At 71.7% G+C, this 14,905-nt stretch carries 15 protein-coding genes; 7 read left to right on the forward strand and 8 right to left on the reverse strand.

Going from position 1 to position 14,905, the window contains the following annotated elements:
• Nucleotides 1–270: 270 nt before the first annotated feature.
• Nucleotides 271–1,902, forward strand: a complete 1,632-nt coding sequence (locus AC07DC_RS33520) for a TROVE domain-containing protein (protein WP_478918260.1) — start codon at nucleotides 271–273, stop codon at nucleotides 1,900–1,902.
• A gap of 36 nt (nucleotides 1,903–1,938) precedes the next feature.
• Here AC07DC_RS33520 and AC07DC_RS33525 read toward each other — a convergent pair whose 3' ends face one another.
• From AC07DC_RS33525 to AC07DC_RS33535, 3 genes are all read right to left on the reverse strand, one after another.
• Nucleotides 1,939–2,802, reverse strand: coding sequence for a PhzF family phenazine biosynthesis protein (locus tag AC07DC_RS33525; protein ID WP_478918261.1), 864 nt, complete (start codon nucleotides 2,800–2,802; stop codon nucleotides 1,939–1,941).
• 69 nt (nucleotides 2,803–2,871) lie between these two features.
• A complete protein-coding gene (locus AC07DC_RS33530) occupies nucleotides 2,872–3,798 on the reverse strand; it encodes a tyrosine-protein phosphatase (protein WP_478918262.1) in 927 nt (308 codons plus the stop codon).
• A 111-nt stretch (nucleotides 3,799–3,909) separates the two neighbouring features.
• Nucleotides 3,910–4,674 (reverse strand): SDR family oxidoreductase, encoded by a 765-nt coding sequence (locus tag AC07DC_RS33535; RefSeq protein ID WP_478918263.1) that lies wholly within the window; start codon nucleotides 4,672–4,674, stop codon nucleotides 3,910–3,912.
• A 76-nt stretch (nucleotides 4,675–4,750) separates the two neighbouring features.
• Between AC07DC_RS33535 and AC07DC_RS33540 the strand changes: the two genes are divergently transcribed.
• Nucleotides 4,751–5,062, forward strand: a complete 312-nt coding sequence (locus AC07DC_RS33540; RefSeq protein WP_478918264.1) for a 4a-hydroxytetrahydrobiopterin dehydratase — start codon at nucleotides 4,751–4,753, stop codon at nucleotides 5,060–5,062.
• Nucleotides 5,063–5,170: 108 nt separating this feature from the next.
• On the opposite strand, the gene AC07DC_RS33545 is transcribed toward AC07DC_RS33540, so the two are convergent.
• Both AC07DC_RS33545 and AC07DC_RS33550 read right to left on the reverse strand, forming a co-directional pair.
• Nucleotides 5,171–6,085, reverse strand: a complete 915-nt coding sequence (locus AC07DC_RS33545; protein WP_478918265.1) for a DUF4429 domain-containing protein — start codon at nucleotides 6,083–6,085, stop codon at nucleotides 5,171–5,173.
• A 95-nt stretch (nucleotides 6,086–6,180) separates the two neighbouring features.
• Nucleotides 6,181–7,323, reverse strand: a complete 1,143-nt coding sequence (locus AC07DC_RS33550; RefSeq protein ID WP_478918266.1) for a Gfo/Idh/MocA family protein — start codon at nucleotides 7,321–7,323, stop codon at nucleotides 6,181–6,183.
• A 53-nt stretch (nucleotides 7,324–7,376) separates the two neighbouring features.
• On the opposite strand from AC07DC_RS33550, the gene AC07DC_RS33555 reads away from it, so the two are divergent.
• Genes AC07DC_RS33555 through AC07DC_RS33565 form a run of 3 tightly spaced genes read left to right on the forward strand, consistent with a single transcriptional unit; the run spans nucleotide 7,377 to nucleotide 9,941 of the window.
• The gene (locus AC07DC_RS33555) at nucleotides 7,377–8,645 is read left to right on the forward strand and encodes a multidrug effflux MFS transporter (protein ID WP_478918267.1); all 1,269 of its coding nucleotides are present in this window, start codon (nucleotides 7,377–7,379) and stop codon (nucleotides 8,643–8,645) included.
• Nucleotides 8,646–8,662: 17 nt separating this feature from the next.
• On the forward strand, nucleotides 8,663–8,860 hold the full coding sequence (locus tag AC07DC_RS33560; RefSeq protein ID WP_478918268.1) for a hypothetical protein: 198 nt from the start codon (nucleotides 8,663–8,665) through the stop codon (nucleotides 8,858–8,860).
• The gene (locus AC07DC_RS33565; RefSeq protein ID WP_478918269.1) at nucleotides 8,826–9,941 is read left to right on the forward strand and encodes a serine hydrolase domain-containing protein; all 1,116 of its coding nucleotides are present in this window, start codon (nucleotides 8,826–8,828) and stop codon (nucleotides 9,939–9,941) included. Before AC07DC_RS33560 ends, AC07DC_RS33565 begins: the two co-directional genes overlap by 35 nt.
• Before the next feature lie 22 nt (nucleotides 9,942–9,963).
• On the opposite strand, the gene AC07DC_RS33570 is transcribed toward AC07DC_RS33565, so the two are convergent.
• Nucleotides 9,964–11,154, reverse strand: coding sequence for a YncE family protein (locus tag AC07DC_RS33570; RefSeq protein WP_478918270.1), 1,191 nt, complete (start codon nucleotides 11,152–11,154; stop codon nucleotides 9,964–9,966).
• Nucleotides 11,154–11,918, reverse strand: coding sequence for a polysaccharide deacetylase family protein (locus AC07DC_RS33575; RefSeq protein ID WP_478918271.1), 765 nt, complete (start codon nucleotides 11,916–11,918; stop codon nucleotides 11,154–11,156). Before AC07DC_RS33575 ends, AC07DC_RS33570 begins: the two co-directional genes overlap by 1 nt.
• A gap of 188 nt (nucleotides 11,919–12,106) precedes the next feature.
• On the opposite strand from AC07DC_RS33575, the gene AC07DC_RS33580 reads away from it, so the two are divergent.
• On the forward strand, nucleotides 12,107–12,799 hold the full coding sequence (locus AC07DC_RS33580; protein ID WP_478918382.1) for a CDP-alcohol phosphatidyltransferase family protein: 693 nt from the start codon (nucleotides 12,107–12,109) through the stop codon (nucleotides 12,797–12,799).
• A gap of 92 nt (nucleotides 12,800–12,891) precedes the next feature.
• Here AC07DC_RS33580 and AC07DC_RS33585 read toward each other — a convergent pair whose 3' ends face one another.
• Nucleotides 12,892–13,347, reverse strand: a complete 456-nt coding sequence (locus tag AC07DC_RS33585) for an FAD synthase family protein (RefSeq protein WP_478918272.1) — start codon at nucleotides 13,345–13,347, stop codon at nucleotides 12,892–12,894.
• A 230-nt stretch (nucleotides 13,348–13,577) separates the two neighbouring features.
• Between AC07DC_RS33585 and AC07DC_RS33590 the strand changes: the two genes are divergently transcribed.
• On the forward strand, nucleotides 13,578–14,849 hold the full coding sequence (locus AC07DC_RS33590; protein WP_478918383.1) for a glycosyltransferase family 4 protein: 1,272 nt from the start codon (nucleotides 13,578–13,580) through the stop codon (nucleotides 14,847–14,849).
• Nucleotides 14,850–14,905: the final 56 nt, after the last annotated feature.

Below are 14,905 nucleotides of genomic sequence, written 5' to 3' on the forward strand. Positions count from 1 at the left end.
AATGGTGGTGTCGCGGGTTCGAGTCCCGCCGCCGGTCGTGAGACCGGTGTAGCTCAGTGGGTAGAGCACATTGTCACCTCAGCCGACTCTGATCTCTGGACAGCTGTTCTCTGCACCTCCCGGTGCGAAGGCGACGGTTACTTCTCTGGTTGAAACGCGTTCACGCGTGGGGTTCGAATCCCTCTCGGCCGCCGCCAAGACTGATCTCGGGAGGCAACAGCACCGGCATGCCCGGTGCGTGGCGCCTCCCCTCCTTGTGAGGGGTTTTTCATGTCCCGTTTCAATACCCGTACGGCCAAGCCGTCCGTCGTCTCGCCCGTGACCAGCACGGGGGAGCGGACCGTCACGCACCAGGGCGGTACCGGATATCTGCGCGACGCCAAGAGCGAGCTGTTCCTGCTCGCGGTCGCCAATTTCGTCGGGCAGGACACCTTCTACGAGACGGGCGGACACCGCGACGACCGTTTCACCGCCCTGATCCGGCAGCTCGCTGTCGAGGACCCGCGATGGACGGCCGGCCTGCTCGGCTGGCTGCGCGGGGACGGCAACATGCGGACGGCGGCGATCGTCGGCGCCGCGGAATTCGTCAAGGCGCGCCTCGAGGACGGAAAGAGCCTGGACGTTTCCAACCGGGCAGTCGTCGATTCCGTGCTGCGGCGTCCGGACGAGCCGGGCGAACTGCTGGCGTACTGGACGTCGCGATACGGCCGGAACGTTCCGAAGCCGGTGAAGCGCGGTATCGCGGATGCGGTGCAGCGGCTCTACAGCGGAAAGTCGCTGCTGAAGTACGACACCGCGTCGAAGGGCTACCGCTTCGGCGACATCCTCAACCTCGTGCACGCCGCTCCGGACGCCGGAAAGCCTTGGCAGGGCGAGCTGTTCCGCTACGCGCTCGACCGCCGGCACAACCCCGACGCGGCGGAGCCGCCGGCGTCGAACCGGACGCTGACCGCGCACCGCGTGCTGATGGCCGTGCCGGTGGCGGACCGGCGGGCGCTGGTGACCGGTCCCGACGGTCCTGCGCGGCTGGCGGAGGCCGGGATGACGTGGGAGGCGCTGGCGGGGTGGCTGCAGGGACCGATGGACGCCGCCGCGTGGGAGGCCGTGATCCCGTCCATGGGATACATGGCGCTGCTGCGCAATCTCCGCAACTTCGACGAGGCGGAGGTGAGCGACGAGGTCGCCGAGGGAGTCGCGAAGCGGCTCGCCGACCCGGAGCAGGTGGCGCGGTCGCGCCAGCTGCCGATGCGGTTCTACTCGGCGTACAACGCGGCGCCGTCGCTGCGCTGGGGGTACGCGCTGGAGAAGGCGCTCACCGCGTCGCTGGCCAACATCCCGGTGCTGGGCGGCCGGACGCTGGTCCTGGTGGACACCAGCTCGTCCATGGAGGCCGGTTTCTCCCGGGACGGCTCGCTGATGCGCTGGGACGCGGCCGCGCTCTTCGGGATAGCGCTGGGACAGCGGTGTGCCGACGGCGATGTCGTGTCGTTCTCCAGCGCCCGCTACTACGTCAGCGACAAGCCGGGAGCGCGCACGAAGGCGTTCCCGCAGCCGCGGGGCGAGTCGCTGCTCAAGGCCGTCGGCCGGTGGAAGGACGGCGGCTGGTTCCTGGGCGGCGGTACGGACACGGCTGCCGCGCTGCGGCAGGAGTTCAAGGGTCACGACCGGGTGGTGATCGTCACCGACGAGCAGGCCGGCATGGACGCGAAGGAGGTCACCGCGGCGGTCCCGGCCACGGTGCCCATGTACACCTGGAACCTCGCGGGCTACCGCGCCGGCCACGCGCCCTCCGGCGACGCGAACCGTCACACGTTCGGCGGGCTCACCGACGCGGCGTTCCGCATGGTTCCACTGCTCGAGGCCGGCCGCGACGCCAAGTGGCCCTGGGAGGCGACGGCCTGAGCATCTGTCAGATCTGATGAGTCTCTGTCAGATCTGTCACGCCGGGTCCGGGATGACGGCCCCCGTTCCGCTGACGCGGATGCGGGGGTCGTTCTCGCGCAGTTCGACGGTGAGGAGGCCGGGGCGGCCGAGGTCGTCGCCCTGGTGGAGGGTGAGGATGGCGGGCGCGGTGACCAGGCGCTGGTCGCGGAGGTACGCGCCGAGCGCCAGGGCAGCCGCGCCGGTGGCCGGGTCCTCGACGACGCCGCCGACCGGGAACGGGTCGCGGACGTGGAAGACGGAGTCCGAGGCGCGCCAGACCAGTTGGACGGTGGTCAGGTCGAGGCTGAGCATGAAGGCGGCCAGCCGCTCGAAGTCGTAGTCGAGCGCGGCCAGGCGCTCGCGGGTGGCGGCGCCGAGTACGAGGTGGCGGGCGCCGGCGTAGGCGATGCGCGGGGAGAAGGCCGGATCGAGGTCGGCGGCGGGCCATCCCAGTGCTTCGAGCGCCTCGGTGACGGCCGCTTCGGGGACCTCCTCGACGTGCGGCTCGACGCTGGTGAGGGTGGCGCGCAGGGCGCCGGAGGCGTCCGCGGCGACCGTGACGGGGACGTCGCCCGCGCGGGTCGAGAAGAGCAGGTCACCGGCGCCGATCCGCTCGGCCAGGGCGACCGCGGTGGCGACGGTGGCGTGCCCGCAGAACGGCACTTCGGCCTTCGGGCTGAAGTAGCGGACGGTCAGCGAGCGTCCCTGCGAGGCGGTGATGAAGGCCGTCTCCGAGTAGCCGACCTCGGCGGCGACGGCGAGCATCTCCGTCTCGCCGAGGCGGGCGGCGTCCAGGACGACACCGGCCGGGTTGCCCCCGGCCGGGTCGTCGGAGAAAGCGGTGTAGCGGAGCACCTCGGTGCCGTAAATGGACGTCATGACCTGCACCAACGACCCCGGCCGCCACGATGTTCCCGCGTCCTTGCCGGGGCTTCGCGGGTCAGCCGATCAGCCGACCAGCCGCAGGCGCAGCCGTAGCAGCGTCGCCGGGTCCAGTCCCAGGCCGTCGGTCAGGAAGCGGCCGAAGGATCCGTAGTCGTGCGCCGCCTGGTCCCGGAAGGCGGCGAGGTACTCCGTCCTGACCTCCTGGAGCGGGATGAGGAGGTCCGGGTTCTGCATCAGGCCCAGCGCTTTGACCTGGTCGCGAACGGCCCGGTCGGCGGCGGCGCGCAGGTCGTTGGAGAGCAGGTAGTCGGCGGTGGTCGTGGTCTGCGGTACGCCGACGGCCCGCAGGACCGTGTCGACCAGCACGCCCGTACGGTCCTTGCCCGCGGTGCAGTGCACCACCACCGGTCCCGTGGAGTCCGCGATCCGGCGGATCGCAGCGCCCAGGGCGGCGCGGTTCGCCGCGGAGGTGACGAAGCCGCGGTAGGCGGTGCGCATCCGCTGCGCCGCCCTGTCCCCGCCGAGGGCCGCCTCCTGCGCAATCGGGTCGGCGCTGCCGACGACCTGCGCGATGAACAGGTACAGGCCGGTGTCGTCGACGGGCAGCGCGACGGCTACGGGCCCGGACGGGAGCCGGTCGGGCCCGTCGGCCCGGACCTCCGAGGGGCTGCGCAGGTCGATGACGGCGCGCAGCCCGAGGCCGGCGAGGGCGGTGACGCCGGCCGGCGGGAGCTTGGCCAGGCTCTCGGTCCGGTAGAGGGTGTTCCACCGGGTGGTGGCGCCGTCGTAGGTGCGGTAGCCGCCGGTGTCCCGGGCGTTGACGGTGCCGGGGACGGCGAGCACCCGGTCGTGCACCTCGGCCGTCGGGGCTACTGAAGTCGGCGGGGCTGCCGGCGAGCCTGTCCCCGCCGCCCGGGCGGCGGGGACGAGCGGTCCTGCGAGGACGAGTGCGAGGGCGAGCGCGGTGGCGGCGCGTGCTCCGGTCCGCATACGAGGGTCCCTTCCTGGTCGGGAGCGGGACCGTAGCGCGAGGATCTTGAGAGCGGAATGCCCGTGCTGACGAAGTGTCAGCAATCTCTTCGAGTACGGCCGCCGAACGGATCAGCCGCGCCCGATGTACGGCATCGTCGTCGCCATCACCGTCGCGAACTGCACGTTCGCCTCCAGCGGTAGCCCGGCCATGTGCAGCACCGTGCGCGCCACATCGGTCACGTCCATCACCGGTTCCACCGCCGTCGTGCCGTTGGCCTGCTGGATCCCGGTCGTCATCCGGGTGGTCATCTCGGTCGCCGCGTTGCCGATGTCGATCTGGCCGCAGGCGATCCGGTAGGCGCGGCCGTCCAGGGACAGGGACTTCGTCAGGCCGGTCATCGCGTGCTTGGTGGACGTGTACGCGACGCTGTTCGGGCGCGGCACATGCGCCGAGATCGAGCCGTTGTTGATGATCCGGCCGCCCTGCGGGTCCTGCTCCTTCATCGCCCGGAACGCTGCCTGTGCGCAGAGGAACGCGCCGGTGAGGTTGACGTCGACGACGGAGCGCCACTGCTCGTACGTGAGGTCCTCCAGCGGCACCGGCGGCCCGAACATCCCGGCGTTGTTGAACAGCAGGCCGAGCGGCCCGAAGCTGCTCCGTACCGTCGCGAAGAGCCGGTCGACGTCCTCGGGCCTGGTCACGTCCGCGGGTACGACGAGGGTGCGCCCGTCCGTGGCCTCCGCCTCCGCCAGCCGGGCTGTTTCTTCCAGCGCCTCCGGGCGGCGGCCGGCGAGCGCCACCGACCAGCCGGCCCCGGTCAGCGCCAGCGCCACCGCGCGCCCCACGCCGGAACCGGCGCCCGTCACCACTGCCACCTTCTGGATCTCACTCATGGCATCGCAGGGTATGCGGTGCGAGGATGGAGATCAGCGCCGCCCCGAAGGTGACCACCGTCCCGCAGGAGGCCATATGCCGATCGTCGACCCGCTGTCCGACAAGGAGATCGCGGACCGTCTCGCGGAACTCCCGGGCTGGCAACTCTCCGCCGACGGGACCTCTCTCGTCCGCACGTACCGGCTGGCGCACCTGGCAGCCGCGATCCTCGCCGTGCACATCGCGCAGGTGCAGGCCGAGCTGGACCACCACTCGGATCTCACCCTCGGTTACGACACGCTCGGCGTGTCGATCACCACGCATTCGGCCGGCGGCCGGCTGACGTCGAAGGATTTCGGCCTGGCCACCCGCATCGCGGCCATCGCACCGGCCCACGGAGCGCAGTAGCCGGAGCGCGGTAGGGCCGGATCCGCCCGGCCCGACCCGCCCGATCCGCCCGATCCACCTGGTCCGCCGGTCCGCCGGTCCGCCGGTCCGCCCGGCCCGTCGCGCCCCTCAGCCGAAGCGGCGCAGCAGGGCGGACTTGGCGGCGGTGAACTCCTCGTCGGTCAGTATTCCGTCGCGCTTGAGGTCGCCCAGTTCGCGCAGCCGCCGCAGCAGCGCGTCCGGGTCCTCGGCGTGGTCAGAGACCAGCGCCGGGACGGCGTCATCCGCCACCGGCTGCTTGGCGAGCAGTTCGGGTCGCGCGTCCGCCTGAGCGGAGTCCGAGGGGTGCGGCAGCCGCGCGGCGACGGCCGCCGCGAGGAGGGCGGTGTGCCCGATCTCCTTCTTCAGGCCCCACAGGACGATGCTGTTCGGGTCGTGCTTGGGCGGCTGGGTGGTGGACTGCGCGCCCCTGACGCGGAAGCGCAGGTGCCCGTTCTCCAGGCCGACGTTGGGGCGCCACTCCACGCCGACCAGGTCGCCGAGCGGCAGTTCCCGGGCGCCGGCCGACTTCTTGCTCTCCTCGGCCATCCAGTTCCAGCTGATGGCCACCCGGTCGCCGTCGAAGGTCGCGGCGCCGTCGCCGCCGCTCGCCGACAGGGGCACCTTGGGGCCGGGGAGCAGATAGGCGTCGGTCGGCCCGGTCGGCACCTGTTCCAGCAGCAGGGCGTTGCGCACCTCGTCGGCGAAGTACTCGGCGACGCCGGTGCGGTCCGGGTCCACGGCCACCTGGTACGGGTCGGCGGCGTCCGGCAGGCCGCCGCCCGTGGCGTACAGGAGCGGGTCGGCGCCGTCCCGCAGCCGCAGCCGGAGCCGGCCGCCCTTGCGGCCCGGCTCGTAAGCGATGCCGGCCACGGCGCGGAGCGGTACGGCGACCTCGCCGAGCATCTGCCGGAGCTTGTGCACGCCCCGGTCACGGCCTGGGACGATACGGATGACCCTGTCGTCGAACGTCCACGTCCCGTCGTGCGTCAGCAGCTCAGCCATGGGCCGATCCTAATTCTCCGGGCACCGTCCGCCGGGCTCTCCGGAAGATCCGGAGCAGCACCGACGAAGCCCGCCGATCCCGGGGAGGCGAGCGGTCACTCGCCCGGGTACCGCACGCCGATCTGCTCGCGGACGGTGTCCAGGGTGCGCATGACGGCGAGGGTTCCGGACAGCGGCACCAGCGGCGACTGGGTCTCGCCGGCCCGCAGGCAGCGCATGACCTCGGCGGCCTCGTGCCGCATGCTGTCGCGCTCCGGGACGTCGGTGACCTCGGAGAGCAGGTACTCCCGCGGCTCGTGGCCGTCGCGGTACAGGGTGAACCGGTCGGGGAAGAAATAGCCGTACGGGATCTCGATGCGTCCGGCGGTGCCGGTCACCGAAGCGGTGACGGGTGTGCCGGAGGTGATGGAGCAGCTGAGGAGGGCGAGGGCGCCGCTGTCCCAGCCCAGGACGATGCCGGTGTTGTCGTCGACGCCCTCAGGGGTGAGGTGGGCGGTGGCCAGGACGGAGTCGGGCTCGCCGAGCAGCAGCTGCGCGAAGGAGACGGGGTACACGCCGAGGTCCAGCAGCGCGCCGCCGGCCTGGGCGGGGTCGCGGAGCCGGTGGTCGGCGGTGAACGGGCCGGCGAGTCCGAAGTCCGCGTGGATGGTGCGGATCTCGCCGATGGCGCCGTCCCGTACGAGGTCGAGCAGGCGCAGGATCAGCGGGTTGCAGTACATCCACATCGCCTCCATGAGGAAGCTGCCGCGGTCGGCGGCGAGGGCGGTCAGCTCGACGGCCTCGCGGACGTTGACCGTGAACGCCTTCTCGCACAGCACGGCCCGGCCGGCCTCCAGGCAGAGCCCGGCGGCGGCGCGGTGCGCGGAGTGCGGGGTGGCGACGTAGACGACGTCGAGGGTGTCGTCCTGGGCGAGCTCGGCCCAGCTTCCGTAGGCGCGGGCGATGCCGTAGCGGTCCGCGAAGGCCTTGGCCGAGTCGATGCCGCGGGAGCCGACCGCGGCGACCTCGGCGTCCGGCAGGGTCAGCAGGGCCTCGGTGAAGGTGGCGGCGATGCCGCCGGTCGCCAGGATTCCCCACCGGATCCGCCGGTCACGGCCCGCGCCCTCGGTGCCCCGCGCGTCCCCCGTACCCCGTGCATCCTCCGCGCCCCGCGTGCCGGAAACGCCTTCTGTTCCGTGTCCGCCGTCTGCGTCATGCTCGCCGTGCACCATGCGTCCGCCCCACCAGGTCTCGACCACGTGTGAATGCCTGAAAGGATAGGCAACGATTCAACTATTACCGGGGGTGCCCCATGCAGGAAGCCGGCCCGACCGCCGACGCGCGAATATCCGGCGCGCGACAGCTCGCCGCGCAGCGCCGTACCGGGTGGCTCGTCACGCTGGTGCTGGGCGGGCTGACCGCGCTGGCACCGCTCTCCATGGACATGTACCTGCCGGCCCTGCCGAAGGTCACCGACGCGCTGCACAGCCCCGCCGCGACCATCCAGCTCACCCTCACCGCCTGCCTGGCCGGCATGGCGCTCGGGCAGCTGGTCGTCGGGCCGATGAGCGACAAGTGGGGGCGCCGCCGTCCGCTCCTGGTCGGCATGGTGGTCTACGTCGTCGCCACCGCCGTATGCGCCTTCGCGCCCAGCGCCGAGCTGCTGATCGCCTTCCGGCTCTTCCAGGGCCTGGCGGGCGCCGCGGGCATCGTCATCGCCCGTGCCGTCGTCCGTGACCTCTACGACGGCGTCGAGATGGCCAAGTTCTTCTCCACCCTCATGCTCGTCTCCGGGGTCGCCCCGGTCATCGCACCCGTCATCGGCGGGCAGGTGCTGCGGCTCACCGACTGGCGCGGCGTCTTCGGCGTACTGACCGTGATCGGGGTGCTGCTCACGCTGCTGGTCTGGCGGCAGCTGGACGAGTCCCTGGAGCCGGCGGACCGGCACAGCGGCGGCCTCGGCCAGACGCTCTCCGCGATGCGCGGGCTGCTCGCCGACCGGGCCTTCACCGGCTACATGCTCGCGGGCGGCTTCGCCTTCGCCGCCCTCTTCGCCTACATCTCCGCCTCGGCCTTCGTCGTCCAGGACATCTACGGCGCGTCACCGCAGACCTTCAGCCTGCTCTTCGGCCTGAACTCGATCGGGCTGGTCGCGGCCGGCCAGCTCAACGGAAAGGTGCTGATCGGCCGGTTCAGCCTCGACAGGACGCTCGGAGTGGGCCTCGCGGTGATCACGCTGGCCGCCGTCGCGCTGCTGATCATGGCGTCCGGGGTCTTCGGCCGGGTGGGGCTCGTGCCGATGGCGGCGGGCCTGTTCGTCCTGATGTCCGCGATGGGCCTGGCGCTGCCCAACACGAACGCGCTGGCGCTGATGCGCACCAAGCACGCGGCCGGCTCCGCGTCCGCCCTGCTCGGTACGACGTCGTTCCTCATCGGCGCGGTCGTTTCGCCGCTGGTCGGGATCGCCGGCGAGCACACGGCGGTACCGATGGCACTGGTCCAGCTGGCCTGCGCGCTGGTCGCCGTCGGATGCTTCGCCGGGCTGTGCCGCCCGTGGCGTCGTAGGGTGGATGCACCGTAGTTCATCAGGAGGCAGGAATGTCCGAGCCGATCGACGGGAACCGCTGGGCGTTCAAGACCGCCGACAGCGTGCTGCACACCGGGTCCGAGAACCCGGTCGATCCGGAGGACCTGGTGATGCTCTCCGGCCGCGAACCCACTCCCGCCCGGATCGAGAGGGCCCGCAAGGAGCTGGAGGAACATGGCGCCGCGGCTATCGAGAGGTACCTGCCCTGAGGCGGGCCTCGACGCCGTAGAACTGCAGCGGATCGTCCCCGGGCTGAGGACGGCCCTGGAGGCCTCGCCCGTCCACCCCTGGTGTGCGGGCGCGGTCGTACTCGCCGGGCGCGGCGATGTCGTCGCGCTGCACGAGGCGGTCGGCTGGGCGGTGCGGTACGCGGCCTACGACGAGGCCGCCGACCGCGGTGTGGAACTGCCCCCTGAGCAGTGGGTGCCGATGCGGCCCGACACGATCTTCGACCTGGCGTCCGTCAGTAAGCTCTTCGCGGCCGTCCTCGCGGTGCGGCACCTGGAGCTGGACCGGCCGGTGGCCTCGTACGTGCCGGAGTTCGTGGCCGCGGGCAAGGCGGACATCACCGTACGGCAGTTGCTCGACCACACCTCCGGCTTCCGGCCCGAGCTGCCGCTCTACGACCTGCCCACCGCGCCGGCCCGGCTGCGGCTGCTGTGGGACGAGAAGCCGCTGCATCCGCCGGGCACCGTCCGGATCTACTCCGACCTCAATCTGATCGCGCTCCAGCAGGTGCTGGAACGCGCCACCGGCCGGCCGTTGGACGTCCTGGTCAGCGACGGGATCACCGGGCCGCTCGGCATGACCGACACGGGGTACAACCCGTCCGCCGCCCTGCTGCCGCGGATCGCCGCGACCGAGGACCAGCGCCGGCCGTGGGGCAAGCTCGACCGCGGCATGGTGCACGGTGTCGTCCATGACGAGAACGCCTACGCGGCGGGCGGTGTCAGCGGGCACGCGGGGCTCTTCTCCACCGCCTGGGACCTGGCCCTGTTCTGCCGGGCGCTGCTCGACGGCGACGGGCCCTACCCGGCGTCCCATCCCGGGTCCTACCCCGGGTTCGAGACCGACCAGCCGGCCCTGATGGGCGAGCTGGCCGGGCACGGCGCCGTCGGGCACAGCGGCTTCACCGGTACGAGCCTGGTGATCGATCCCGCCACCGACACGTTCCTGGTGCTGCTCACCAACTCGGTGCACCCCAGCCGCACCTGGCGGGAGGGCAGCGCGCCCCGGGCCGCGGCCGCCACCCTCCTGGCGCGGAGCGTGCTGCCGTCACCCGGCGGTTAGGACCTGTCCGGCCGGGCAGGTCCTAACGGAAGATGCCGGTGTGGCCCAGCGAGTAGCGGCCGGGCTGCGGATAGACGGCCAGGCCGTGCGGGCCCGAGCCGACCGGGATCTTGGCGATGGTGTGGCCGTCCGCGGTGTCCATCGCGTAGACCTCGGAGTTGTAGCGCCCCGACAGCCACAGGACCTTGCCGTCGGCGGACACGCCGCCCATGTCGGGGCTGCCGCCGCCGGGGATCCGCCACTTGTGGATGAGCTTGTTGGTGGCGAAGTCCAGCACCGACACAGACCCCTCGCCGCGGTTGGAGATGTACATCGACCTGGAGTCACGGCTGACGTAGAGCCCGTGCGTGCCCTTGCCGGTGGGCATCAGGTACGGCTTGGAGAACGTGTCGCCGTTGAGCACCCACATGCCGTCGGCCATCATGTCGGCGACGTACCAGGTCTTGCCGTCGGGGGACATCTTCACGTCCTGCGGCATCGCGCCGTCGAACGGCAGCCGCTGCTGGCCGACCACCTCCATCTTCTCGGTGTCGACCTTGAGCAGCTCGCCGGAGAACTCGCAGGAGACGAGGAAGTACCGGCCGTCGGGGGAGAAGTCGGCGTGGTTGACGCCGTAGCAGGACACCGGGACGGTCTTCCTGATCGCCATGGTGTGCGCGTCCCGGAAGACCAGCTCGCGGTCGAGCGAGGCCATCACCACCGCGTACTTGCCGTCCGGGGTGAAGTACAGGTTGTAGGGGTCGTGCACCGCGACCGTCTTGCCGACCTCGCCGTTGGCCGGGTTGATCGGGGTCAGCGTGTGGCCCCGGTTGTTGTTGACCCAGAGCGTCTTCAGGTCCCAGGACGGGACGACGTGCTGCGGCTGCTCGTCGACCGGGATCGTCTCGATGACCTTGTACGTCTTCGGGTCGATCACCGACACCGTGTTGTCGTTGCTGTTCGGCACGTACACCCGGGACGGGAAGTTCCGCACGGCCGGGGAGAGCGCGTTGGGGCGGTCCGCCGCGTAGACGTCCTTCGGGTCGAGCACCGGCGGCATGCCCGGCAGGCCCTGGGGCGCCACCTTCGGGGCGGTCCTGACGGCGGCCTTGGTCACCGCGGGAGCGGGCGCGTGCTGCTCGCTGCCGCCCTTCCCACAGCCGGCGGTGGCGGTCACGAGGGCGATGGCGGCGGCGATCAGGGCGGCGCGGCGCGCACGGTACACAGGACGCATCAAATCAGTAGCTCCGTCGTGGTCACAGCGCGCAGCCCGCGCCGTTTCAGGTCGTCGAGGATCCCGGGCAGTGCGGCGATCGTGCCGGCGTACCCGAAGTGCAGGCTCACCACGGATCCGGGGCCGACGTCCTTGGCCACCTTGGCGCGGACGGCCCCGGTTCCGGGTTCGGTGAAGTCGAGGGAGTCGACGTCGTACGCGAGGACGTGCTCGTATCCCGCCTGCCGGGCGAGGCGTTCGACGAGCGGGGTGGCCAGTCGGGCCTGGGACGGCCGGAACCAGCGGCCGGGCGAACCGGTGAGCTTGCGCAGCCGGTCCGCGCAGCCGGTGATCTCCGCGGTCGCGGCGGCCGCGTCCATTGCGCAGATGTTGCCGTGGGTCTGGGTGTGGTTGCCCAGCTCATGGCCGCCGTCGAGCACCCGGCGGGCGATGTGGGGGTGCTCGTCCAGCCACTCGCCGACAGCCAGCACGGTCAGCCGCGCCCCGGCCTTCTCCGCCTCCGTCAGCAGGGCGGTGGCGATGGCCGGTTCGCCCCGGCCGTGGAAGGTGAGGGCGACCTGGGGGCGGTTCCTGGGCCCGTGCTCGATCTGCGCGGGCAGGCCGGGCGGCAGCGGGCGCAGGACGGGAGGGGAGGAAGCGGGAGGCGCCTGGCTGGCCGCCGGATCCGGGGAGACCCCGGACGCGGGGGGCCGGCCGTCCGCACAGCCGGTGAGCAGGGCTCCGGCGGCGGCGACCTGCAGCACGGTACGGCGGGTCATGGACATTGAGGACCACTTTAGGGCGCAATGCCCGATCTTTTGATGTTATTGGGGCGGCGCGGCGCGTGGCGGAACCGGCTGACATGATGTGGACCCGCGGTACGCGAGCGGCCAGAGGTACGTACGACGTGGGGGGCTACGTGGTGGAGACAACGGCGGTGCGGGAGGCCGGTTTCGGCACTGCGCTGCGAGAACTGCGCACCGCGCAGAAGTCGGCGAAGGGGGTGTCGCTGTACTCGCGCTACATCAACCGGCCCGCCGGCCGGGTGCTCGCCGCGGCGGCCTACCGGGTCGGATTGACACCCAATCAGGTGACGCTGGTCAGCGCGGCATTCACCTACGGCGCCATCGCGGCGGTGGCGCTGGTGCGCCCGTCCTGGACGCTGTCGGTCGCGGTCTACCTCGCCCTGGTGATCGGTTTCGCCTTCGACTCGGCCGACGGCCAGCTGGCGCGGCTGCTGCGCCGCGGCAGCCCGGCGGGGGAGTGGCTGGACCATGTGGTGGACTGCGGGAAGATCACCGGCGTGCACGCCGCGGTGCTGATCTCCTTCTACCGCTTCTTCGATCTGCCGGGCGAGGGCTGGCTGCTGCTGCCGCTCGGCTTCCAGTTCGCCGCCGTGCTGATCTACGTCGGCGGGCTGCTGACCGAGAAGCTCAAGCCGAAGCCCGCGCCCGGATCCGTACCGGCCGCCCCGTCGCGGATCAGGGCCGTGGCCCTGCTGCCCGTCGACTACGGGGTCTTCTGCGTGGTCTTCCTGGCGCTGGGCGGCGGGCGGGCGTTCCTGTGCGCCTATGCCTTCCTGTGCGGGGTGTACGTGCTGTTCCTGGGCGCGTTCCTGGCGAAGTGGTTCCGCGAGCTGAAGGCCGTGGGAGCCCCCGCAGCCTGATCCCCCCGCCTGACCCCCCCGCCTGATCTCGCCGCCTGACCCGCCGACTGACTCCGTCGGCCGACCGCGCAGCTCGTCCCCGCCGCTCGACCCTAGCCGCGCCGCTCGGCGCCTTCCGGGGTGACGGGTTCGGTGAGGACGTCCAGTGCCCGGCGCAGCTGGGTGCTGGACGTGTGCACGGTGTACGGGAAGTACACGACCTCGACGCCGACCGCGGCGAAGTCCCGCTCCAGGCGCGCGCCCTTCTCGGTGCCGCGCCAGTCGTCGCCCTTGAAGATGACGTCGAAGCGCACCTGCTGCCAGGTCTCCACCTTGTCGGGGACGGTCTCGACGAAGGCCGCGTCCACGAAGCGCACGCTGCGGACGATTTCCAGCCGCTCGATCAGCGGGACCATGGGCCGCCGGCCCTTGGCCAATTCGGCCATTTCATCGGAGACGACCCCCGCGACGAGATAGTCGCACTGACTCCGGGCATGCCGAAGGATGTTGAGATGCCCCACGTGGAAGAGGTCGTAGACCCCTGGCGCGTAGCCGACACGGTGTGCCACGAAACGACCCCCCAGCCGTACTGCCCCGCCTGGTAACGACCATGGCGATGGTGAGCCTCAGACGATAGCCGGACGCCGCAGATACTAAGGGACGATTTGCGAAAGAAAGACCGCCTGGAATCATCAACATGTAGCACTGGTGAACAGTTAGGGTGGACGCTTGGTCACTTCTGGGGGGAACGGGGCTCGGCGTGTCGGCTCTTGACAGTTTTCGCCACAAACGGCTGTTGTTGGTTTCAACCAATTACGCGCCGGAGCACACCGGCATCGGGCCGTATGCCACGCAGATCGCCGAACACTGGGCGGCGGGCGGCGCCGAGGTGTCGGTGCTCGCCGGGATGCCGCACTACCCGGCCTGGGAGACCGACCCCGCCTACCGGGGGGTCTGGCGGACCGAGGAGGAGCGCGGCGGGGTGCGGGTGCACCGTCGCCGGCACACCGTGCCACCGCGCCAGACGGCCGTGCGCCGCGCCCTGTTCGAGGCGTCGGTGCTCGCCCACGGCCTGCTCGCGCCACCGCCCGTTCGGCCCGACGTGGTCGTCGCACAGCTGCCCAGCCTGGCCGGCGGCGTCCTCGGAGCACGGGCCGCCCGGCGGCACGGCGTCCCCTACGTCCCCATCGTGCAGGACCTGATGGGCGCGGCCGCCAAGCAGAGCGGCATCAGCGGCGGGGACCGGGCGGCATCCGCCGCCAGCGCCGTCGAGTCGTACGTGCTCAAGCGCGCGACGCTGGTCGGCGTCATCCACGAGAGCTTCACCGACAAGGTCGCCGCGCTCGGCGTACCGCGGGAGCGGATACGCGTCGTCCCCAACTGGTCGCACGTGGCCCGCCCCTCCCGCCCCCGCGCCGAGATGCGCGCCCGGCTGGGCTGGCGCGAGGGCCAGACCGTCGTCCTGCACTCGGGCAACATGGGCCTCAAGCAGGGCCTGGAGGTGCTGGTCGAGACGGCCCGCCTGGACCCGGCCGTCCGCGTCGTCCTCATGGGGGACGGCAACCAGCGCGAGCAGCTGCGCGCGCTGGCCGGCGGGATGCCCAACCTGGAGTTCATGCAGCCGGTCGACGACGCGGAGTTCCCCGACGTCCTCGCCGCCGCCGACGTCCTCGCCGTCACCCAGCGCGCGTCCGTCCTCGACATGAGCATCCCCTCCAAGCTCACTTCGTACTTCGCCACCGGGCGGCCGGTCGTCGCCTCGGTGGCCGCCGAGGGCGGCACGGCGGAGGAGGTGCTGCGCTCCGGCGCGGGCGTCCTGGTGGCCCCCGAGGACCCGCACGCACTGCTGAGAGCGGTCCTCGGACTCGCCCAGGACCCAGAAGCGGCCGACGAGCTGGGGTCCCACGGGCCGCGCTACGCCGACGCGCATCTCAGCCGTACCGCGGGCCTGGAGCGGATCGACGCCCTCGTGGCCGAAGTCCTCGACACCACCCCGCCGGCCCCGGCCGCGCCACCCGTACCCCGCACCGAACCCGCGCCGGCCCCGGAGCCCGCGCATTCGGACACCTGATCCGTTGACGAACGCGCATAATGAGCGAGCGCATGGGGAGCGCGCGCCTGAGGGGG

The sequence above is a fragment of the Streptomyces sp. NPDC045021 genome, from assembly GCF_056432645.1.

Bases quoted from the DNA above. Each gene is read 5' to 3' on its own strand.
- AC07DC_RS33555 (WP_478918267.1), top strand. From the start codon at position 7,377: ATGCAGGAAGCCGGCCCGACCGCCGACGCGCGAATATCCGGCGCGCGA.
- AC07DC_RS33520 (WP_478918260.1), top strand. From the start codon at position 271: ATGTCCCGTTTCAATACCCGTACGGCCAAGCCGTCCGTCGTCTCGCCC.
- AC07DC_RS33525 (WP_478918261.1), bottom strand. From the start codon at position 2,802: ATGACGTCCATTTACGGCACCGAGGTGCTCCGCTACACCGCTTTCTCC.
- AC07DC_RS33535 (WP_478918263.1), bottom strand. From the start codon at position 4,674: ATGAGTGAGATCCAGAAGGTGGCAGTGGTGACGGGCGCCGGTTCCGGC.
- AC07DC_RS33530 (WP_478918262.1), bottom strand. From the start codon at position 3,798: ATGCGGACCGGAGCACGCGCCGCCACCGCGCTCGCCCTCGCACTCGTC.
- AC07DC_RS33560 (WP_478918268.1), top strand. From the start codon at position 8,663: ATGTCCGAGCCGATCGACGGGAACCGCTGGGCGTTCAAGACCGCCGAC.
- AC07DC_RS33575 (WP_478918271.1), bottom strand. From the start codon at position 11,918: ATGTCCATGACCCGCCGTACCGTGCTGCAGGTCGCCGCCGCCGGAGCC.
- AC07DC_RS33570 (WP_478918270.1), bottom strand. From the start codon at position 11,154: ATGCGTCCTGTGTACCGTGCGCGCCGCGCCGCCCTGATCGCCGCCGCC.
- AC07DC_RS33540 (WP_478918264.1), top strand. From the start codon at position 4,751: ATGCCGATCGTCGACCCGCTGTCCGACAAGGAGATCGCGGACCGTCTC.
- AC07DC_RS33545 (WP_478918265.1), bottom strand. From the start codon at position 6,085: ATGGCTGAGCTGCTGACGCACGACGGGACGTGGACGTTCGACGACAGG.
- AC07DC_RS33565 (WP_478918269.1), top strand. From the start codon at position 8,826: ATGGCGCCGCGGCTATCGAGAGGTACCTGCCCTGAGGCGGGCCTCGAC.